The 19850-nt window shown below is 59.2% G+C and carries 18 protein-coding genes; 4 read left to right on the forward strand and 14 right to left on the reverse strand.

What is annotated here, in order from left to right:
- Window positions 1-308 precede the first annotated feature (308 nt).
- Window positions 309-1157, reverse strand: a complete 849-nt coding sequence (locus BKA12_RS11325; RefSeq protein WP_183643920.1) for a methylenetetrahydrofolate reductase — start codon at window positions 1155-1157, stop codon at window positions 309-311.
- Between the two features lie 74 nt (window positions 1158-1231).
- A complete protein-coding gene (locus tag BKA12_RS11330) occupies window positions 1232-1888 on the reverse strand; it encodes a PadR family transcriptional regulator (protein WP_183643923.1) in 657 nt (218 codons plus the stop codon).
- Window positions 1889-2150: 262 nt separating this feature from the next.
- Here BKA12_RS11330 and purU point away from each other — a divergent pair, with 262 nt between their 5' ends.
- Complete coding sequence (gene purU, locus BKA12_RS11335) at window positions 2151-3044, forward strand: formyltetrahydrofolate deformylase (RefSeq protein WP_420826527.1); 894 nt, start codon at window positions 2151-2153, stop codon at window positions 3042-3044.
- Between the two features lie 120 nt (window positions 3045-3164).
- Here the strand turns inward: purU and glsA are convergent, their stop codons facing one another.
- The 6 genes from glsA to BKA12_RS11365 form a co-directional block, all read right to left on the reverse strand.
- Entirely contained in the window at window positions 3165-4982 is a 1818-nt protein-coding gene (gene glsA, locus BKA12_RS11340; RefSeq protein ID WP_183643926.1) for a glutaminase A, read from the reverse strand.
- Window positions 4983-5024: 42 nt separating this feature from the next.
- Window positions 5025-5774: a MerR family transcriptional regulator gene (locus tag BKA12_RS11345; protein ID WP_183643930.1), complete on the reverse strand. Its 750-nt coding sequence runs from the start codon at window positions 5772-5774 to the stop codon at window positions 5025-5027.
- 57 nt (window positions 5775-5831) lie between these two features.
- Window positions 5832-6443, reverse strand: a complete 612-nt coding sequence (locus tag BKA12_RS11350) for a DNA-3-methyladenine glycosylase I (RefSeq protein WP_183643933.1) — start codon at window positions 6441-6443, stop codon at window positions 5832-5834.
- Complete coding sequence (locus BKA12_RS11355) at window positions 6421-7164, reverse strand: alpha-ketoglutarate-dependent dioxygenase AlkB family protein (protein WP_338087514.1); 744 nt, start codon at window positions 7162-7164, stop codon at window positions 6421-6423. The genes BKA12_RS11350 and BKA12_RS11355 overlap by 23 nt, the downstream gene beginning before the upstream one ends.
- 58 nt (window positions 7165-7222) lie before the next feature.
- A complete protein-coding gene (locus BKA12_RS11360) occupies window positions 7223-8542 on the reverse strand; it encodes an AI-2E family transporter (protein WP_338087515.1) in 1320 nt (439 codons plus the stop codon).
- 179 nt (window positions 8543-8721) lie between these two features.
- Window positions 8722-10125: an aldehyde dehydrogenase family protein gene (locus tag BKA12_RS11365; protein WP_183643936.1), complete on the reverse strand. Its 1404-nt coding sequence runs from the start codon at window positions 10123-10125 to the stop codon at window positions 8722-8724.
- Window positions 10126-10290: 165 nt separating this feature from the next.
- On the opposite strand from BKA12_RS11365, the gene BKA12_RS11370 reads away from it, so the two are divergent.
- Window positions 10291-10950 (forward strand): SDR family oxidoreductase, encoded by a 660-nt coding sequence (locus tag BKA12_RS11370; protein WP_183643941.1) that lies wholly within the window; start codon window positions 10291-10293, stop codon window positions 10948-10950.
- Between the two features lie 312 nt (window positions 10951-11262).
- A complete protein-coding gene (locus tag BKA12_RS11375) occupies window positions 11263-12042 on the forward strand; it encodes an alpha/beta fold hydrolase (protein WP_183643944.1) in 780 nt (259 codons plus the stop codon).
- A gap of 104 nt (window positions 12043-12146) precedes the next feature.
- Here BKA12_RS11375 and BKA12_RS11380 read toward each other — a convergent pair whose 3' ends face one another.
- From BKA12_RS11380 to BKA12_RS11395, 4 genes are all read right to left on the reverse strand, one after another.
- Window positions 12147-13424: an acyl-CoA dehydrogenase family protein gene (locus BKA12_RS11380; protein ID WP_183643947.1), complete on the reverse strand. Its 1278-nt coding sequence runs from the start codon at window positions 13422-13424 to the stop codon at window positions 12147-12149.
- A 127-nt stretch (window positions 13425-13551) separates the two neighbouring features.
- On the reverse strand, window positions 13552-14226 hold the full coding sequence (locus BKA12_RS11385) for a TetR/AcrR family transcriptional regulator (protein WP_183643950.1): 675 nt from the start codon (window positions 14224-14226) through the stop codon (window positions 13552-13554).
- Window positions 14223-15782 (reverse strand): MDR family MFS transporter, encoded by a 1560-nt coding sequence (locus BKA12_RS11390; protein ID WP_338087516.1) that lies wholly within the window; start codon window positions 15780-15782, stop codon window positions 14223-14225. Before BKA12_RS11390 ends, BKA12_RS11385 begins: the two co-directional genes overlap by 4 nt.
- A 29-nt stretch (window positions 15783-15811) precedes the next feature.
- Entirely contained in the window at window positions 15812-16789 is a 978-nt protein-coding gene (locus BKA12_RS11395; RefSeq protein ID WP_183643952.1) for a PhzF family phenazine biosynthesis protein, read from the reverse strand.
- Between the two features lie 121 nt (window positions 16790-16910).
- On the opposite strand from BKA12_RS11395, the gene BKA12_RS11400 reads away from it, so the two are divergent.
- Window positions 16911-17993, forward strand: coding sequence for a mechanosensitive ion channel family protein (locus BKA12_RS11400; protein WP_183643953.1), 1083 nt, complete (start codon window positions 16911-16913; stop codon window positions 17991-17993).
- 68 nt (window positions 17994-18061) lie between these two features.
- On the opposite strand, the gene BKA12_RS11405 is transcribed toward BKA12_RS11400, so the two are convergent.
- A complete protein-coding gene (locus BKA12_RS11405; RefSeq protein WP_183643955.1) occupies window positions 18062-18820 on the reverse strand; it encodes an ATP-binding cassette domain-containing protein in 759 nt (252 codons plus the stop codon).
- Window positions 18817-19845: an iron chelate uptake ABC transporter family permease subunit gene (locus BKA12_RS11410; protein ID WP_183643958.1), complete on the reverse strand. Its 1029-nt coding sequence runs from the start codon at window positions 19843-19845 to the stop codon at window positions 18817-18819. The genes BKA12_RS11405 and BKA12_RS11410 overlap by 4 nt, the downstream gene beginning before the upstream one ends.
- Window positions 19846-19850 lie beyond the last annotated feature (5 nt).

Raw genomic sequence — 19850 nt, forward strand, 5'->3', positions numbered from 1 at the left:
ACCGACCAATGGAACCCGGACCCGAAGATCCCCACCCATATTTCCTAGCCAACTGGTACGCCGTGGGCAACGATATCCCGATAACTTGGGCAGCGTCCTTAACACGCCCAGTTTGACCAAGGACAACAGCGAAGCGCTGCTTCTCTTCAACAGTGATCCTGGCCCCACGCGATCTTAACGACCTCGTTAAACGGTTCTCGGAAAAAACAGACACGGTCGTTGCAACTCCTGAAAATTCAAGGTGTTGCAACGACCGTTAGAATCCGCCCCCAAGCTGCGTCGTCGTCCTTCAGTATTTAAGTGCTCAATTAGCGGCGGAAATCCTGGATCCATTCCGCGGTCGCGGAGAGGCCGCCAAAAGTGTAAAAGTGCAGCTTGACGTCGCCGGATGCCTCGGTGAGCTCGCTCGCGAGGTCGTTGATGAAGCGGTCTGGGCCGGCCGTGCCCAGCAGGTTGGTGAGGGAGAGGCCGTACTTCTTGGCGATGCCTGCACTCGATGCGACGCCAAAGCGCTGCGCGTAATTGAGGAGGCGTTTGATGCCGGCGGGGCCCGGGACGCCAACGCGGATAGTCAGGTCCACGCCGTGGTTGCGGACGTCGGAAATCCACTGAGTGACCGGGTCGGTATCGAAGCTGAACTGCGTCAGGATGATGCCGTCGAGGCCCTGCTCCTTGAGTGCCCGGTCCTTGCGCTGGAGGTGATCCCAAAGGACGTCGTCGGCGATAACCGGGGTGCCCTCGGGGTAGCCTGCGATGTTCACCTCGGTGATGCCGTATTGCGGGAAGAGGCCGGTCTCGATGAGCGAGAGCGAATCCTCGTAGGGTCCCATAGGAGTTTCCGGGTCGCCGCCAACGGCGAAGACCTTGGTAGGAGCCGCAGCCTCTTTGAGTGCCTGCAGGAAGTCCGTGAGTTCTGACTCGGAGCTGATGCGGCGAGCCGAAATGTGGGGGACTGGATCGAAGCCGAGTCGGCGCACGGAGGCCGCGGCGTTCGTGCGCATGTCAAGATCTTCGTTCCCAAGGAACGTGACGTTGATGCGCGTTCCCTGGGGGATCAGGTGCGCGGCGGCCTCGAGTGCCTCGACATCTTTGCCGGTCATCTCAAGTGAGAAATCGTCAACTAGCTTCTTTGCTGGGGGAGTTGCGGAAGTGCTCATAGGGAGTCCTTTCATCCGGCGCCTGCTGTGACGGGGCGCACATCCACAACACTATCTATGCAGATAGTGAGTGTCTAGACCTTTTCGGGAATCTCATCCGCCGTGCGCAGTGGTTGTGTAGCTTTTCGCGTGGAGACTTTCTTGCCGAACTTCTTCTCGAGCTTTGCGGCTTCTTCCTTTGCCTCCTCCGCCCAGGCGACTTCAGCTAAGGCGCGCGATACGAGGCCGCGGTAGGCAAGCGTCTTGTATCCGGTGATGAGTGCCCATTCATCCTTGTTGCTCGCGCCGAGGCGGTCCATGAGCACCTCGTCAGTCTGAGATTCAAGGGCGGCGATGGTGGCCTGCCACTGATCTACGAGGTTATTGTGGAAGGCAATGTGGTCATCGAGCTGGGTTTGGAGGCCCTGAGGGTCTCCCCACTCCATGTAAGCCGTCTTGAGTGCAAGCGGATCGCGAGTGAGCGAGTAGTCGAATGGGGTCTCGAGCCACGTGCGGAAGTCCTTGATACCGGCTTCGGTGACGATATACAGCTTCTTCTTGCCGCGCGTGCCCCAAGGGATGTCCTTCGAGCTCAAAAGTCCGTCTTCTTCCATGCGGCGAAGTTCCGGATACACCTGTGAATCCGGGGCGTGCCAGACGTGGCCGACGGAGGAATGGAAACCCTTGGAGACGTCATATCCCGTCTTGGGTCGAGCCGTTAGCACGGCGAGCAATGCGTAACGAAGACTCATTGAAAGTTCCTTTCGAGCGTTACCTATCACCTTAGGGTAATTTGTAAACAACGAATGAGATCTAGTTCACGAAAACTATTGATCGACAACTGATGTATCAGATAGTGTGGCAACACGATGCAGGCTATCCGCTGCATCTCGCCGTGGGTCCGAGCTTCTGCCGTGACTCCCAGAGAAAACCATAGAAGGTGAGTAAACCGTGACTGAAGAAAAGTCAGCTCAGCCAGCTATCGCTGCCGAAGCACCAGTTAACGATGCTGAAATTGCAGTGCAGGGTGGCGCCGAAACCAACGGCGAAGCACCTGTTGAGACCATTGTGCTGACGCTGAGCTGCCCCAACACCATCGGCATTGTGCACGCGGTGACTGGGTTCTTGGTTTCCCACAAGTGCAACATCAGCTCGTCTCAGCAGTTTGACGATGAAATGACTGATCGCTTCTTCTTGCGCATTCAGGCACGTTGCGAAAAGCCCATTACGCTCTCCGCTCTTCAGGCGGCTTTTAAGGCAACCGCCGAAGCGTACGACATGGAATACACGCTCGTTGACGCCGACCGTCCCATGAACGTTTTGCTCATGGTCTCCCGTTTTGATCACTGCCTCAACGACTTGCTCTACCGCTTGCGCATGGGCCAGCTCAACATCAATGTCCCAGCCATCGTTTCTAACTGGCCGGACCTCAAGCCGATCGCTGACGCTGCGGGTATTCCTTACATCCACATTCCTGTCACGAAGGACACCAAGCCTGAGGCCGAAGCGCAGCTTCAGAAGGTCATTGAAGACAATGACGTGGAGCTCGTAGTGCTTGCTCGCTACATGCAGGTGCTCAGCAACGAGATGACCACCAAGCTTGCTGGTAAGGCCATCAACATTCACCACTCGTTCTTGCCGGGCTTCAAGGGTGCCAAGCCGTACCACCAGGCATATGATCGCGGCGTGAAGCTCGTGGGCGCCACCGCACACTACGTGACGGCAGACCTCGACGAGGGCCCGATCATCGAACAGCAGGTCTTCCGCGTGGACCACACGCATCAGCCTGAAGACCTGGTTGCTGCCGGCCGCGACGCCGAAGCTCAGGCACTTTCCCGCGCAGTGCGTTGGCACTCCGAGAACCGTGTGATGCTCAACGGTCACCGCACCGTGGTGTTGCAGGGCTAGAAGTAGCCTCATTCGTTGAAAAAGCCGGTGTAGCAGTTGCTACGCCGGCTTTTTCATGCCCCATTGGGTGTCAGCTTTGCAGGTGCCGCGTCGACTCAGCGTCGCTGGCACTGCGACGAATCATCCGCGTAGCCTGATGGCGTTGTCCTTCATGGTCTGCTCAACGCGGGTGTAGGCGTCGCGGGCAATGGCCTTCCACAGTCGCAATGCAGTGTCTGGATGGTCTTTCTCGAGGTCTTCGAGGGCGTGGTGGGTGAGTACTCGAACCTTGGTGGTCTCTAGGGCCGTGACCGTGGTCTGCTGTTGGCCGGAGGCGCCCAGTGCAATCTCGCCAAACGTCATTCCGGGGCCCAAAGTGGCTTGGCGGAATCGGCTGCCATCGGTCGCGCGGCCGGTCAAGGAGACCCGTCCCGAGACGATGAACTGAATTCCGGTGAATGGCTGGCCGATACGCCGGATGACGTGCCCGGCTTCGTACCTGCGGTCTTCAAGGAGCTCCTCAATCTTCTGCACGTCTTCGGGGCTGACTGGTTCGAGGGTTGCGGTGGCAGCAACGTCAACGCTCTGAGGTGAGACGAGCTCGGGGGCGAAGCGTTCCAGGATGTGCGTCTCTGCCCATTCCATGGCCGCCGGATGACCCGGGAAGGACGCGATGGTCATGCTGCATTCGCTCGCGAGCTGAGAAGTGACGGCGCCATCCGGATCGATGAGGCAGATCGACTTCCCTTCGGCCTCGAAATTAGAGACCAGTTGGGTCATCATGCGCAGAGCAACAGGACCAAAGTCGTCGACCTTGCGCAGATCGAGGATCAGAAGCTCCATGTCCTCTTGCTCGTCCGTGATGGTGCGGACCACGGTTTCCGTTTCGGCGAAAAGCAAGTCTCCACCGAGCTCCAGGATGACGCACTTGTCTGCGTGGGCTTCGAGTACCTCGACGGACTCTGTAGTGCGACGCACGCCAGAGAACGAATCCCGGAGCGTGTAGTGCGAGCGGATGCTCGAGCGGCCCGGGCGTCCCGACCGCATGAAGTGCAGGCCCATGTCTCGTGCCAGTCGCGTGCAGGTTTCTACGCCACGAACGCTCGAACCGTGAGCATCAAGTGGGGGAGAGTAGATAGCGATGCCCAACTGGCCAGGCAGCACCGCGATGATGCCGCCGCCCACTCCGGACTTCGCGGGCAAACCCACAGAGGTTGTCCAAGATCCGGCGTCGTCATACATGCCACACGTGGTCATCACGGAAAGGACGTTCTGCACGGTTTCCGGTTCCACCACTTGATTGTGCTCGCGCGGGTGTACGCCGCCGTTCGCCAAAGTCGCCGCCATCAGGGCGAGATCTCGAGCGTTGACCATGATGGAGCATTGGCGGAAGTAGTCCTCAACTACGCCATCTGGATCATCCTCGATGATCTCGAAAGAGCGCAGTAGCTGGGCGAGCGCGCGGTTGCGGAAACCCGTCATGCGTTCACCGTTGAAAACGGACGAGGACAGTTCAAGGTCTCGCCCTGCGAATGACGAGTAGAAGTCCTGAATACGGCTGAAACGAGATCTTGGCCCGCGAGACTTGATGAGCGAGACGGCTGCAATTGCACCGGCGTTGATCATGGGGTTGTCCGGCCGGCCGGTCCCGCGTTGCAAAGAAATCTCGTTGAACGCGTCGCCGGACGGCTCCACATCGATCTTCTGGCCGACGGCTTCAGAGCCGAGATCCTCCAGAGCCAACGCGTAGGTAAACGGCTTGGAGATGGATTGGATGGAGAACAACTCATCCGTATCTCCAGCTTCGTAAACCACGCCGTCCACGGTCGCGAGGCAAATGCCAAACTTCTGTGGATCGGCGACGGCAGTTGCAGGGATCCCTTGGTAGGGCGTGCCCTCGGTGTTCGCCTGCAACTGCTCGTGAAGAGCGTCAAGGTACTGCTGGATGGGTGACTTCACGACATCTGGCCTCTCCACGGATCACGTTGGTCTTGTCCTAGCCTACTGAGCAAGCTCCTTGTCCGCGTAGACGGTCAACGCGTCCCGCACGTACTCGGCGTGCCCGTGGTAGTTCGCCGCGAAGCGCGGATCGGCCACATACATCTCGGCCAGACCCATCACGTAGGCATGAGTGGGCTTCGTGAAGACCGCCAGCCACGCCACGTGCCGAGCGGCAGCGGCTTGCGCTTCCGAGGCATCTGCCGCAACGCCTGCTTCGGCCAACCGCTGGTACTCGAGCGCCATGTCGAGGTGTTCTTGCTGGTGGGCCTTCTGCTGTTCGGGAGACATGGACTTCCACTGTTGGTTTGCGGCGGCGTAGGCGTCCTTGCCCCAGCGTTCATCTACTTCTTCTTGGTAGACGGAGTTGTCGAACCCGTCAAAGTTGTCAGCACTCATAGCGCTCACTCCATTCGTCAATTGGTCAATGGTGAGTTGAACACTGCGAATCTGACGCTGCACCTTTTCTTCCAAGGCAGTCAGTTCGCGAACTCGCGATTGAAGCGCCGAGAGCAGCTCGGTTTCACCCGCGCGGATGGTTTTGATGCGCTCGAGTGAAAAACCCAACCGCCGCAAGACCAGGATGTTTAGCAGCGCGCCGAGAGCGGCGTCGTCGTAGTAGCGCATCCCATTGGCACCTAGCCGCGCCGGCTCCAGCAGCCCGACCGATTGATAGTGCCGCAGGGTGCGACTCGTGGTGCCGGAGATCCTTGCGAGATCCTGGATGCTCCATTCGCGCGATTCCGTGTTCATACCTCTAGTGAAGCGGTTGACGTTGCGTCAACGTCAATATCTTGAGTACGACGGCGCTCACTCGGACCAGATTCCCGAGCTTCCGCGGCGAAAACTCCCCATGACATGGTTGTCGATCAGGCCGACGGCTTCCATCAATGCATACATCGAGATGGGTCCCACGAACGTGAAGCCCTTCTTCTTGAGCGCCTTCGTGAGGGCTTTAGATTCTTCGCTCACGGACTCGATGGCATCGACAGATGCTGGCTTCGGAGTCTCGGCGGGTTTGAAGCTCCAGATGAGCGCCGAGAGCCCTTCTTCGTTTCGCAGTTCTTGAGTGGCTTGAGCGTTGGTGATGGCGGCCTTGATCTTGGCGCGATTGCGAATGATGTCCGCGTTCTGGAGCAGCTCTTCAATCTTGTCTTCGCCGTAGGTGGCGACGGTGTCCACCTCGAAGTTATCGAAGGCTTCGCGGAAGCTTTCGCGCTTGCGAAGGATGGTGGCCCAAGACAGGCCCACTTGGAAACCCTCGAGGACCAAGCGTTCGTAGAGACCTTGCTCGTCAGTGACGGGCATGCCCCATTCTTCGTCGTAGTACTTCTGCAAAAGCGGATCGACGGCAGCCCATGGTGGGCGCGCCTTGCCGTCTTCGCCGATAATCAGTCCGCTATCTGTCCTGGTGAGGGTCATGTGAGGCTCCGATGTTCCGTAGCGTGATGTTGATGCGACCAACCGCCAGATCACAATGCTTGGGGGACGTGTCAGGGATGATCTTCATGACGCCGTGATAGGCGTACCGGGAAGGTCCTCCAAAGACGAAGAGATCCCCGGAATTGAGTTGAACATCCTGGTAGGGGCGGTTTCGATTTTCAGTGTTTCCAAATCGAAACGTACAAGAATCCCCGAGCGAAAAGGAGACCACCGGGTCATTTGTGGATTCTTCCTTGTCCTGATGCATCCCCATCTTGGCTGTGGGTGAATAGTAGTTCAGCAACGCGGAGTCAGCCACGAACCGATTGTCCTCACGCGTGAACCACCGTGCGCTCGCAGTTTCTGGATACTCGGCGTAAGCCTCAGCTGCGGCTTTCGTGCCCACATCAATGAGCCACTGGGGCATCGGCAAAACGGGCTCGCCGTTCACGTCGCTCGCTATGCGCGAGTACGCGTAGTTCTGCCAATGCCAGCCCAAGCTCACCGACTGCACGCTCATGGGCTTCCCATAGATCAGCGGCCGCCGTGGTGGCACGGGACCTGCTGCCCACCGCCGAAATTGATTCACGAGGAACAGCTGCTGTTCAGGGGAGAGCCAGTTCCGGAGCAGGACCGCGCCAGTGGCCACCTCGAGACGTTTTTCGCCCTGTTCGTGGGTCAAAGACTCGGGCAGCGTAAAGAGTTCGGGGGTCTGGTTCACCGCGTCATCCCTTCACTGTTTGCGGCAACTCATCAAGACGTGGTTCGAGCGGGTGAGCTTACTTCGCCTCGGAGATCGGGGTGGCTTCGGGTGCGTCGCTAGTCTCGGAGTCGTGGCGGTCATGAGATTCATGATCCGTGCCGAGCTCGCGGCCCTTCTCGGCTTCAATTTCAGCCTGCGCTTCTTCGACCTTGCGCTGTGCCACGTTCTCTTCATCTCGGCCGGACCAAATCTTGATGACGGCCCAAGCAACTGCCGTGAGCGGCACAGAAATCACCGCGCCAACGAGGCCGCCAAGTACGGTGCCGCCGGTCAAAGCCACCAGGATGATCAACGGGTGAAGGCTCAACGCGTTGCCCATCACCACAGGCTGCAAGAAGTTACCTTCGAGCTGCTGAACCAAGATGACTGCGGCCAAGACAATCAAGGCCACCATGGGGCCGTTGGCTACGAGGGCAACCAAAACGGCGAGAATACCCGCAATCGTGGCACCGACCATCGGGATGAACGCGCCCACAAAGACCAGCACGCCAAGAGGCAATGCCAGCGGAACCTGGAGGATCATGAGGGCAAGCGCAATACCAATGGCATCAACCGCGGCCACCGTAGCAGTGCCACGCATGTATCCGCCGAAGACGGAGACCGTTTTAAGCCCCGAACGGTGCCAGCGACCACGCACGTTCCGAGGCAGCCAGGACAAGAAGAATTCCCACATCTTGTCGCCGTCTTTGAGGAAGAAGAACAAGATCACCAAGAACAGTGCGAGGCCGGTGACGAAGTTGCCGGCTGCAGACAGTCCATTGAGCGCTCCAGCACCGAACTGCGCGCTGAGGAAGAAGTCCTTGATGCTGGTGAAAGCATTATCAATCTGCTCTTGCGGAATTTCAAATGGCAAGTGAGACAAAAGATACTGCAGCTCTTGGACGCCTGCCGTGCCCTTTTCAACTAATTGCGGCCATTCGGCGCGCACGGAGTAGAAGAGAGCGGTGCCAATTCCTCCGAGCACCAATAGTGAACCCACAAAAACCGTGGTTGCTGCCAACGTGGCGTTCATAGCCTTGCGGCACAACCGCACGAGCGGCCACAGTGCACAAGCAACAATCAAACCGATCAAGGTCGGCAAGACCACGAGCGTCAGATTCAGCAGAGCAATGACCACTCCGGTGGTCATGAGCACGATGATCAGCAGCTGAAGAGCGCGCGTGGAAATACGGCCCATGGGGTCTGCCCACATGGACTGGATGCGCTCGCCACGCGTTGGTTTTGTCGCTGGAAAAGCGTCCTCAATCGCTGTAGCGCTCAGTGCAGTCGGAGCCACCTGTGCGCGCTGCTGCTTCTCTCGAGCCGAACGTGAATGTCCCCACAACGAAAATCCCACGAGTTGATTTCTCCCTCACCACGGTCTTGGTCGGTCTTTAACACCCCGTATAACTTATGGTGTAAACGAAAAAGTGCAAAGCCCGTGCGGTCTAGGAATCGATCCTACGCCGCACGGGCTTTTACATATTCATCTCATGGGGGCATTGTTGATCATCCATCAGGATGATCGTGTGCCAACTAGTCCGCTACGTACAACAGACGCTTGTTCACGAACTCGTCCATGCCGAGTGGGCCCAGCTCGCGGCCGTAGCCGGAACGCTTGACGCCACCGAATGGCATGTCGGCAGACTCGGCGGAAGCTGCGTTGACGTTGGTCATGCCGGTCTCCAACTTCTCTGCGAGCTTGCGAGCACGCTCGGCGTCGGTGGAGAACACTGCGCCACCCAAGCCGTAGACGGAGTCGTTCGCGAGGGCGAGTGCTTCCTCGTCAGAGGACACCTTGTAGACAACCGCGATAGGACCGAAGAGCTCTTCGGAGTATGCGCGCATTTCCTTGGTGATGCCGGTCAAAACGGTTGGCTCGAAGTACGCGCCAGCGCCGTCGTGGAGCTTGCCGCCGGCGTGCACGGTTGCACCCTTATCCACGGCGTCCTGGAGCTGAGCGGCGAGACCTTCGGCTGCCTTACGCGAAGACATCGGAGCAAAGGTTCCTTCCTTCTCCTCCATCGGATCGCCCGGGGTCAGACCGGAAGCAAGCTTCGTCAGCTCGCCCACGAACTCGTCGTAGATGTCCTCCATGACGATCATGCGCTTGTTCGAATTGCAGGCCTGGCCCGTGTTCTCGATGCGCACTTCCCAAGCGTCGGCAGCTGCTTGAGCGACGTCGTCGGAATCCAAAATCACATACGGATCCGAGCCGCCCAATTCCAGTACAACCTTCTTGAGGTTGCGGCCAGCAATCTCAGCGACCTTGGCGCCTGCGCGCTCGGAACCGGTGAGGGAAACGCCCTGGATGCGTGGGTCGGCGATGATGTCAGCGACCTGATCGTGGTTCGCGAAGATGTTGACGTAGGCGCCCTTTGGCAGGCCGGCATCTTCCATGAGCTGCTGGATGGCGAGCGCAGACGTGGCGCAAGCTTCAGCGTGCTTCAAAACGATGGTGTTGCCCAACATGAGGTTCGGCGCTGCGAAGCGAGCCACCTGGTAGTACGGGTAGTTCCACGGCATGATGCCCAACAAAGCACCAACTGGGCGCTTCTGGATGATGGCCTTGCCACCGCCGAAGGACTTGATTTCCTGATCGGCTGCGAGGGTTGGGCCCTCGGTGGCGAAGTAGTTGAAGATGTCCGTGCAGAACTCGGCTTCACCCTTGGACTGGGAGAGTGGCTTTCCCATTTCCGTGGTGATGATGGCGGCGAGCTCGTCAGCGCGCTCGGCAAACAGTTCACCGATGCGAGCAACTACCTTGGCGCGCTCCTCGATGGGCACCTCGCGCCATTCCTGGTAGGCGGTGTCGGCCGCTGCAATAGCGTCCTGAACTTCCTGGTCCGTGGCAGTTGGATATTCTTTGACGACCTCCCCGGTGGCAGGGTTGACGACGGTGTAGAAAAGGTCCTGAGCTGCGCTCTTGTTCGCGGACACAAGTACTCCCTTTGTAGCAATTGGTGCAATCCTGCACTCGCGCCACCGCTCCTCAACGAGGACGTATGTGTGAGCGCGATTACAGTCCCCTCAAGCCTAATTCAAAAGTACGCGGAGAGTGATCACTCCTAGAACCCTCTAAGGTCCCGGAACTAGGCTGGGGGCATGAAGGTGACAATATTTGGTGGACATGGAAAGGTCGCCCTGTTGGCGGCCCCGCTGCTCGTGCAGGCTGGCCATGAGGTCCAGTCAATTATTCGCAACCCGGATCATGCGGAAGAAGTCAACGCAACCGGTGCCAGCGCCGTCGTACTAGATATTGAACAAGCGACGACGCCGGAGCTTGCGGAAATCCTAGAAGGTCAGGACGCTGTGGTGTGGTCTGCGGGCGCCGGTGGCGGCGATCCCGAGCGGACCTACGCGGTGGACCGCGATGCGGCGATTCGTTCGATGAACGCAGCGATGGACGCGAAGGTTTCCCGCTATGTCATGGTGAGCTTCTCGCGCGCCAGCACGGATTTCCTCGTGAATCAGGATGACCCGTTCTACCCGTACATGGTGGCCAAGATTGCCGCCGACGATCACTTGCGTGCTTCCGAGCTGGACTGGACCGTTTTGGGCCCTGGCGCGTTGACGCTCGACGAGCCAACGGGCCGCGTGGAACCGGATTACACCGAAGCGAGCGGCTCGCAGTCTTCGCGCGCGAACGTGGCGCTTTCGATTGTTGAGGCCCTGAACGAGCCGAAGACCATTGGTCACACGCTCAATTACCGCGACGGCGAACTGCCGATTCGCGAGTGGTTCTCCGCTCTGACCGCCGAGTAGGCGGTTTTCGAGCAGAAAAACGCGCCGGTCCAGAAATAGAGGCGATAGGGATCTGGAGCCGGCGCGTAGATCCATTGTGGCTTATGGGATAAATATTCAAGTATTTCCGCGCCCACGTGACGGATCGCCAGATCAAAAATTGAATTAAAAAGGTAGCGCCGGCTGGTTGGAGATTCAGGGGGATCATCCGCACCAGCCGGCGCTTTCATCACTCGCACCTTTTGAGGTATCTCCAGTCTAAAAAGCCAACCTTGAGATTGGCTGGGTACTGGTTAGGAGTGTGGTGGGAGCCCTCGGGATACCATGTCCGTTGTGTCTGACGTAGTAAATCCCCATGACGGAACCACCATCCGGTACGACGCCGCTGGCTCCGGCCCCGAAGTCATCCTCCTTCACGGATCCGCGCTTTCGCGCGTAATGTGGCGAGGCCTCGGCTATGTTTCCGGGCTCTCCGACTACCGCACCTTGCGCATTGACCTGCGCGGTCACGGGCGATCCGGAAAGCCGCACGAGCAAGAGGCGTACCGCATGGATCGCTTTGTCGAGGACGTTCTGGCTGTGATGGATGCCGAGTCCGTCGATACGGCCACCGTGATGGGGTATTCGCTGGGTGGACGTTTGGCATTTGCGCTCGCAGAAGCCGCGCCAGATCGCGTCTCTTCACTCGTGAGCCTGGGCGGCAGCCCACGAAAGCAAGATGGTCAGTACGAGCGGGTGTTCTTCAAGGGCTATCTCGAGACGCTCAAAGCCGGTGACATTGATGGCTTCGCGGACAAGACCGGCGTGGATCCGGCAACGCGCGCTGCCTTCGTGGCGAACGATCCGCTAGCGCTGGCAGCTCTGTTTGAATACACCGAGCTCAATGACGTTGGCGTTTCCGATGATGCGCTTGCCCACATGGATATTCCGGCTTTGTTGATGGCGGGCACGCGAGATGAGCCGCGCTTTTCCGAAGCACGCGAGGCCGCCTCGATCATGCCGAACGCTGAGTTCGTGGCACTCGAAGGGCGAACCCACGGTCAAACGTTGTTCCCGAATGACGAGATCCTTAACGCAGTGTTGCCGTTCCTCGATCAAGTCTGGCGACGATGAGGTGACTCGGGGCTCGCGGTTAGTGAACCGTCGTGAATGTTGCGCGATCGTCGTTGCTGAGGCAACGATCGCGCAACATTTGCTACGCATGGGGGTGGGGAGCCTTAAGCGAAGGCTGAGAAGCCCGTGATGTCGCGGCCGATGATAAGCGCCTGAACGGTCTCCGTACCTTCGTAGGTGTGGATCGCCTCGACGTCCGCGAAGTGGCGTGCCGCGCGGTTTTCAATGAGGATGCCGTTGCCGCCCATGAGGTCGCGTGCGTTCTGAGCGATCGAGCGAGCGTTGCGAGTACACGTGAACTTCGCGAGCGAAGCCTGAGCACCGGTGAGCTTGCCCTCTTCTTCCAACTGGGTCATTTGCCATGCCACGAGCTGTGCGGCGACAAGTTCGGACTGCATGCGTGCGAGGCGTTCCTGAACCACTTGGTGCTTCGCGAGTTCCTTGCCGAACTGCTTGCGCTGCTTCGCGTAGCGGACGGCCGTCTCGTAGAGTGCCGTCGCGTGACCAACCGCGGACCAAGCGACACCGAGACGCGTTGCAAAGAGCACCTCGGCGGTGTCCTTAAAGCTCTTGGACTTGGGCAATACCATGTTGTCCGGGACAAAGACCTGGTTCATGCGGACGTGGGCCTGCCAAATGGAACGCAGGCTCAGCTTGCCCGTGATGGTGGTGGCTTCGTAACCTTCAGCCTTCTGATCCACCAAGAAGCCGCGGACGTTGCCTTCTTCGTCGCGTGCCCACACCACGGTGATGGCATCGTGCCCGGTGAGGGCCATGGAGGCGTTGCCGATCCACTTCTTTTCACCGCTGAGCAAGTAGCCGCCTTCGGTGCGGACGGCCTTGGTTTCGAGGCCCACGGAGTCGGAGCCGTGGGTGGGCTCGGTCAGAGCAAAAGCGCCGAGCAGCTTGCCGCTGGCCATCGCTGGGACGATCGTCTTCTGGTGTTCTTCGGAACCGCACATGACCACGGAGCGCAGCGCGAGCCCGCCCTGAACGCCCAGAATCGTGCCGACGGAACCGTCGAAGCGGCTGAGTTCCATGTTGACCAGAGCGGCCGCGGTGCGTGACTGCTTTGGCGCGCCTTCGAGGTTCAGGCCGTCGCGCATGAGGTCGTATTCGCCCAGTTTCACGGCAAGTTCGGTGGGGTATTCGGCGGCTTCCCAGGCATCCGCGATGATGGGGCGCACTTCCTTCCAGCCAAACTCGCGAGCACGTGCCCAGTAGTCGCGGTCCTCGGCGGAAACATTGCGGAAGATGCCGGCCGGGTCTGTGTTGACGTCGGCGACGGCCGATGGATCGCGGGGGTCTGCGAAGGTTCCCCAGAAGTCGTATTCAGGCTCAGTGACGCCGTGTGGGAAGTCGGCGGAAAGGGCTTCGGACATGAAATGCTCCCGAGTAGTCAATGGCAAAGGGGTCCGCGCGGGCGCGCGTAGATTGCCTTAACTATCTCTGGTACTCAGTTTCATGTCAAGGAACTAAGTTTCAAAGTGAGAGGTTACCGAGAGAGTTTTAGGAGAGCGCCTTCCGCACCATCTCGAGGACTTCCTCCGCCGAATACAGCTTGTTCGCATCGGTGCCGGTTCCGCTGGCACCAGGAACGTATGGATCGGTCGCGAGCATGAATCGCGCGAGCACGGCATCGACAGCCGTTGCCAACTCGCCGCGATGATCGTCCGAAAAATCGCGCAACCAACGGCGGAAATGATCGTTGTGAATCGCCACCACCGCGGCGGCGAAACCTACGGACGTGGCCCGAGCTGCGGCGTCGTGGTCCCTCTTTGACGTATCCAAGAAGGTACGGAAGATGCGCTCAAAGCGGTGTGTACTGACGAGCTCGCGGTCTTTGAGTTCTTCAACTTCGCGCACCAGACGGTAGCGGATGGCGGCGGATTCGCGGTCCGCGGTGAAGCGTTCAAAAATTTGGAGTACGACGTCGCGAACTACCGTCAGGCGCTCACCGAGGGTGGCGCTGGGGTCAACTTGCAAGATGAGTTGTTGGGCCATCGCGACGATGGCTTCCTGATCCGAGAAGACCACCGCTTCTTTCGTGCCATAGCGGCGAAAGAAGGTGGAGCGACTCATGCCGAGGGCGGCGGCTAGTTCGTCGACGCTTGTGGCATGGAAACCCTGTCTCTCAAGGAGTTCAAGGGCGGGACGTAAGTGCGGGGTCTCGGACGTGTTCATCTCTGTACTTGTTCTTGGCTTGGCACGTCAGTGCGTTTCCTAAAGAACAAGCACACTACGGCACCCAGCAATCCCGCAATACCTGGGACCAACAAAGATTGGCCAAGGCCGGAGCTGAAAGCGCCGTGGAGGAACTCTGGGACCGCCTGGCCAATGCTGCCTTCGCTGAATCCGCCCGTGTCCGCATTGGCCGTGCCAGCTGTTGACTTCGTGATTTCGTCAGCAATCCGGGACTCCATCGCGAGTGCAATCAGGGCCGAGCCCAGCACGGCACCCAGCTGACGCGTGGTGTTGTAAATGCCGGAACCCGCGCCAGCGTTCGCCTGACCCAGGTCTCGCGTGGCCGTCAGCGAAACCACCGGGAAGACGGTCGATGAGCCGAGGCCCATGAGTGCGGACAGGATGAGCAACTGCCAGAGTGGGGTGTCGGCTTTGAGAATGAGGCCGTACGTCACGATAGCGCCGCCGAAGAGGAGGAAGCCCAGGACGGCGAAGAGTCGCGCATCGATCTTGTTGACGGCTTTGCCGATGACCGGTGCCATGAAGAGGGACATCAGTGCCATCGGGGCGATCATGAGCGCCGACTGCGTGGGGGTGAGGCCGCGCACGGACTGCAGGTAGAGCATGATCGGGAAGGAGAACGCGGTCATCGCGAGGCCCATGCAGGCGATGGCGATGTTGGCGAAAGAGAAGTTCCAATCCTTGAAGAGCTGGAGGGGGAGAAGCGGTTCCTTCTTGTTCACGTTCTGCCACACGATGAACGCGATGAACAGGATGATTCCCGCGCCGATCAGCATAGGAACGGTCACCCAGTCATTGATGCGACCCCAATTGAAGGTGTTGCCTTCCTGGATGCCAAAGACCATGAGGAACATGGCGACGCCAGAGAGCGCAACGCCCAGCCAATCGAAGCTGTGGTTGTGGATTTCTAGGCTCGGGACTTTTTGAATCACGCGCCAGATGCAAATGATGCCAATCGGGATATTGACGAAGAAGACCCATTCCCAGCCGAGGGTGTCCACGAGGACGCCGCCGGCGAGTGGTCCCACGAGTGACGCGATGCCAGCAACGGCGCCCCACAGACCCATGGCCGCACCGCGGCGATGTGGTGGGAAGAGGCGGGTAATAACTGTCATAGATTGCGGCATCATGAGTGCTGCGCCGAGGCCTTGGAAGACGCGGGCAACAATGAGCATGTGGATGTCGGTGGCTAGGCCGCACCAAAGACTCGTGACCGTGAAGACAGCGACGCCGATGAGGAAGATATTCTTCGGGCCGAAGCGGTCGCCCAAGCGGCCGGTGATCAAGAGAGGCACGGCGATGGCCAGCAAGTAGGCGCTGTTGACCCAAACCACTCCGTTGATATCCGCGTTGAGGCCGCGCATGATGGCGGGCATCGCAGTGGAGACAATGGTGGAGTCCACCAGGATGATGAAGAAGCCAATGACCATCGCGAACAGCGCGCCCCAGGCCACCTTAACTTGGCGTTCTTCTTCAGCTAGTTCGGCAGGAGTTGGGGGAGTGCCCTGTCCGGGCACGGAATTTGGCGTCGACACTTTGTAAGCGTACCGGTCAGAGGTGACGCTTAAAGCTTGACTGAGCCCTCGATCACAGTCTGGCAATCGCCGGCTACCCACACGCCGTCGTCCTGTGCGGAAATGCCAATCATGCCCGCGCGGCCCAACCGCGTACCTTGGCGAACCATGTAGCTGCTCGGTGCCAGTCCTGCGTCCGTGAGCCACACGCCGAAGCCGGCATTGAGGGATCCGGTCGCGGGGTCTTCGGGCTGTCCTTCGCCGGAGACAAACGCGCGAACCTCGTAGTCAGCAGGCGCTTTCGCGATCTGGGAATCGAAGGCGAGGTGGTCCGTGTGCGGTTCGAGTGGTTCAAGCTCGGCTCGGGCGCCGGGCTTACGGGGCTTCTCGTGGAGCTTTCGCTGTGCGAGGGCGTCTGCTTCGCTCGAGGCCACGTGCGGGCCGATCACGCCGACTTCAAGTCCTTCAAGATCCTTGTAGTCCGGCTCAATGGCCAGCACTTCGTCCGCGCTGCGCAACATGAGGCCGGCCCACTGCGGTCCGTTGGCGATCCACTGGTGCGCCACGACGCTGTCCGGCGAGATGCCGAGAGCGCTGATGGCCCATTCCAGGACGTCTTCTTCGAGAGGCCCGGTGCGCAAGAGCTGCGGCGCACGGAAAGCTAGGTTGGTCATGCCCGCGTGATCTTGATTGATGCGGACTTCGATGATCCCGCGCTGGCATTCCACGGCGACGTTCGTTGCATTCTGCGGAGTGCCGCCGTTCTTGAGCCACGCGTGGACGGCACCCAAAATCGGGTGGCCCGCGAAGGAGAGCTCGGTGCTGACGGTAAAGATTCTGACTTTGAGATCCGCGGCTGGATCCGTAGGCACATCGATGAACGAGGTTTCGGAAAGGTTGGTCCATTGCGCAAAGAGCTGCATGGATTCCATGCTGATCCCGGTGGAATCGAGGACAACGGCAAGCGGATTGCCGCGCATGGCGTCAGCGCTAAAGACGTCGACTTGTTGGAAGCGGCGGGCTGTCATTGCTTTATCGTGGCACAGGCACTGGGCGCCGGCTTAGTGTAAGTCACAAGGTGACAGGGACTTTTTGTCTTCTCCAAGTCTTGGCTGGGTCTGCTCAGGTGAATATGGAAACCTTGGGTTCATGCATTTCACTCAGATTGACGCGCCTTCGCTTCAAGACGTGCCTGCGGATGTTCGGCCGTGGGTCGCCATCCTGATCGCTCTGGTGCTAGCAACCGTCTTGACGCTGATTTTGCGGCAGGTCTTCAACCGCGTGTTCCGCGACGACGAACTGATCCGCAAGGAAGTGAGCCGCGCTCGCATCCCGTTCTTCTTGACGGTGGCGTTGGCGGGAGCTGCGGTAACCACCACCACGTTGATTGGTCCGTCTGAGGTTCCTTTCGCAGTGACGTTCTTGTTGTGGGGTGCGCTGATTGCGTCTATTGCCTGGCTTCTGGTGGTGCTCCTGTCTTTGACGGAGGCCACGCTGCTCGCCAAATACAAGAAGGACGCCGCCAATAGTGGGAGCCGTCTTTCGCGTATGAAGACGCAGGTCACGCTGATTCGCCGCTTGGTGACGGCGCTGATTTTGCTCATTGGCGTTGCGGCGATTCTGCTGTTGATTCCGCAAGTGCGCGCCGTTGGCGCCGGTCTTCTCGCCTCCGCTGGTTTGGCATCTGTCATCGCCGGTTTGGCGGTGCAGGGGACGTTGAGCAACGTGTTCGCCGGCCTGCAGATTGCATTTACCGAGGCTGTGCGTGTTGATGACACCGTGGTGGTGGAAGCCCAGCAGGGCGTCATCGAGGACATCACTTTGACCTACGTGGTGGTGCGAACGGCCGACGGTCGCCGCCTCATTTTGCCCTCTACCTACTTCACCACCACTCCGTTCGAGAACTGGTCCCGCGGTTCCGCTGAGCTCAACGGAAACATTGTTTTAGATCTGAACTGGTCGGCGCCCGTGGATGAGATCCGCCGCCGGGTCACGCAGCTTCTCGAGTCCACTGACTTGTGGGATGGCCGTTCAAATTCCGTGAATGTCACGGACGCCATTGGCGGCATGCTCAAGCTGACCATCATTGTTTCCGCCCGGAATTCCGGGGATCTGTGGGAGCTCAAGAACTTCATTCGCGAGCGCGTCACGAAGGATTTGCAGCAGAAATTCCCAGAGGCGCTTCCGCACCCGCCGGCGTACCCGTCCGCGAATCCTCCTGCGGCTAAGTAGGGCTTACTTTTATTTTGAGTACGACGGCGATGCTTGCGTCCCGCTGGCCACTTGGAGTTGCGAGCGGCTCAGCGGAAGTAGAGGCCTAACCGGTAGCCGTCGATTTCTTCGACGCGAATGTCGATGTCATAGATGTCGTGGAGTACTTCGGGCTGCATGATCTCTCGTGGCGAACCCTGGTGTACCAGGGCGCCGTCTTTCATGGCGACGATGGTGTCCGCGTAGGACGAGGCGAAGTTGATGTCGTGCAGCACCACAATCACGGTCTTGCCGTGTTGGTCCGCTAGCTGGCGAATGAGGCGCATCATCTCCACAGAGTGCTTCATGTCCAGGTTGTTGAGTGGCTCGTCGAGCAAAAGGTACTGAGTGTCCTGTGCCAACACCATCGCGATAAAGGCCCGCTGACGTTGCCCGCCTGAAAGCTCATCGATGTACTTGTCCGCGAAGACCGCAATGTCCAGCTGTTCCATGGCGGCTTCAACTGCTTCAAGGTCAACGATCGTCGGGCGACCACCCGAGTGAGGGAAGCGGCCGAACGTCACGAGGTCGCGGACGGTCAACCGCATGGTCAGCTGATTCTCTTGACGCAGGATCGCTAGAGTCTTGGCCAAATCTCCCGAAGGTGTGGAGCTGATATCCAGTCCGCCAACCGAGACGCGGCCCGAGTCCATGGGTTCCAGTCGTGACATCAATGCTAAGAGCGTGGATTTCCCGGCGCCGTTAGGGCCGATGAGCGCCGTGACACCGCCGGTGGGGATGGTGAGCGAGACGTCGTTGAGAACCGTGTGTGCCCCGAAAGACTTGGAGACACCGTCAATGGCGATCACTTGAGCGATCCTTTCAAGAGCAAGACGATGAACAAGATGCCGCCCACGAATTCAATAACCAGGCTCAAGGCGCTTGCGAAGCCAAAGACGTTCTCGAGAATAAGCTGGCCAGCAACAAGGGAAATGACGCCGAGCAGGCAGACGATCGGCAAGAGCCACGCGTGTTGGTAGGAGCGGCAAATGAGATAGCCGATCGAGACCACCAGCAGTCCGAAGAAAGTCACTGGCCCTACGAGAGCCGTTGACGTGGCTACCAACGCAGTGCACAAGATGAGAACTCGAGAGACCACCGACTTGTGCGCGACGCCAAGGTTGATGGAGACATCCCGGCCCAAGGCCATGACGTCCAACGTGCTTCTCATGCGCCACGCGAAGAAGCAAGCGATACCGACGATCAAGGTGGCGATTCCCAAGACCGTCGGGTCCACTTGGTTGAAGCTCGCGAAGAACAGGTCCTGCAGGATGATGTATTCGCTGGGATCCATGAGCCTCTGGAGGAGCGCCGAGATTCCGCGGAAGAACGTGCCAAAGACAATGCCGATCAGGAGCGTCAAGTGCAAAGACTTGTTCCCGCCCGTGAAGAGCCAACGGTAAAGAACGCTGGCAAAAACAATCATGAGTCCCAGCTCAATCACGAACTTGAAAGCCTCAGGCGCTGCAACCCAGGCCGAACCACCCAGGGTGAAAACGAGCGACGTCTGCAAGAGCCCGTAGAGGGCATCGAAGCCCATGATGGACGGCGTCAGAATCTTGTTGTTCGTAACTGTCTGAAAGAGCAACGTCGATACGCCGACAGCGACCGCCGCGAGAACCATAGCGCCCACCTTCACGGCACGGCGCGGCAAGATGTAGCCGATATTTCCCTTGAGATCCAAGGTCATGAACAGAACGATCGCGAGAACCGAAAGCATGGCCAGCGCCGTCGTCAGCACTGCGGGCGAAAGTGGCCAGCGGGAGGCGCGCTGCGTCGTCGTACTGGAAAGTGGGACGACGGACCCTGTGCCGGAAGCTTGAGCGCGGGGCATTCGGG

Origin of the sequence: Neomicrococcus lactis, from assembly GCF_014200305.1 — a bacterium.
Classification (GTDB): domain Bacteria; phylum Actinomycetota; class Actinomycetes; order Actinomycetales; family Micrococcaceae; genus Neomicrococcus; species Neomicrococcus lactis.

What these genes read in the sequence shown, in the direction of transcription:
- BKA12_RS11345 (WP_183643930.1), bottom strand. Translation starts at nt 5,774, where the DNA reads ATGAACACGGAATCGCGCGAATGGAGCATCCAGGATCTCGCAAGGATC.
- BKA12_RS11385 (WP_183643950.1), bottom strand. Translation starts at nt 14,226, where the DNA reads ATGAACACGTCCGAGACCCCGCACTTACGTCCCGCCCTTGAACTCCTT.
- BKA12_RS11330 (WP_183643923.1), bottom strand. Translation starts at nt 1,888, where the DNA reads ATGAGTCTTCGTTACGCATTGCTCGCCGTGCTAACGGCTCGACCCAAG.
- BKA12_RS11400 (WP_183643953.1), top strand. Translation starts at nt 16,911, where the DNA reads ATGCATTTCACTCAGATTGACGCGCCTTCGCTTCAAGACGTGCCTGCG.
- BKA12_RS11410 (WP_183643958.1), bottom strand. Translation starts at nt 19,845, where the DNA reads ATGCCCCGCGCTCAAGCTTCCGGCACAGGGTCCGTCGTCCCACTTTCC.
- BKA12_RS11325 (WP_183643920.1), bottom strand. Translation starts at nt 1,157, where the DNA reads ATGAGCACTTCCGCAACTCCCCCAGCAAAGAAGCTAGTTGACGATTTC.
- BKA12_RS11380 (WP_183643947.1), bottom strand. Translation starts at nt 13,424, where the DNA reads ATGTCCGAAGCCCTTTCCGCCGACTTCCCACACGGCGTCACTGAGCCT.
- BKA12_RS11395 (WP_183643952.1), bottom strand. Translation starts at nt 16,789, where the DNA reads ATGACAGCCCGCCGCTTCCAACAAGTCGACGTCTTTAGCGCTGACGCC.
- BKA12_RS11350 (WP_183643933.1), bottom strand. Translation starts at nt 6,443, where the DNA reads ATGACCCTCACCAGGACAGATAGCGGACTGATTATCGGCGAAGACGGC.
- BKA12_RS11370 (WP_183643941.1), top strand. Translation starts at nt 10,291, where the DNA reads ATGAAGGTGACAATATTTGGTGGACATGGAAAGGTCGCCCTGTTGGCG.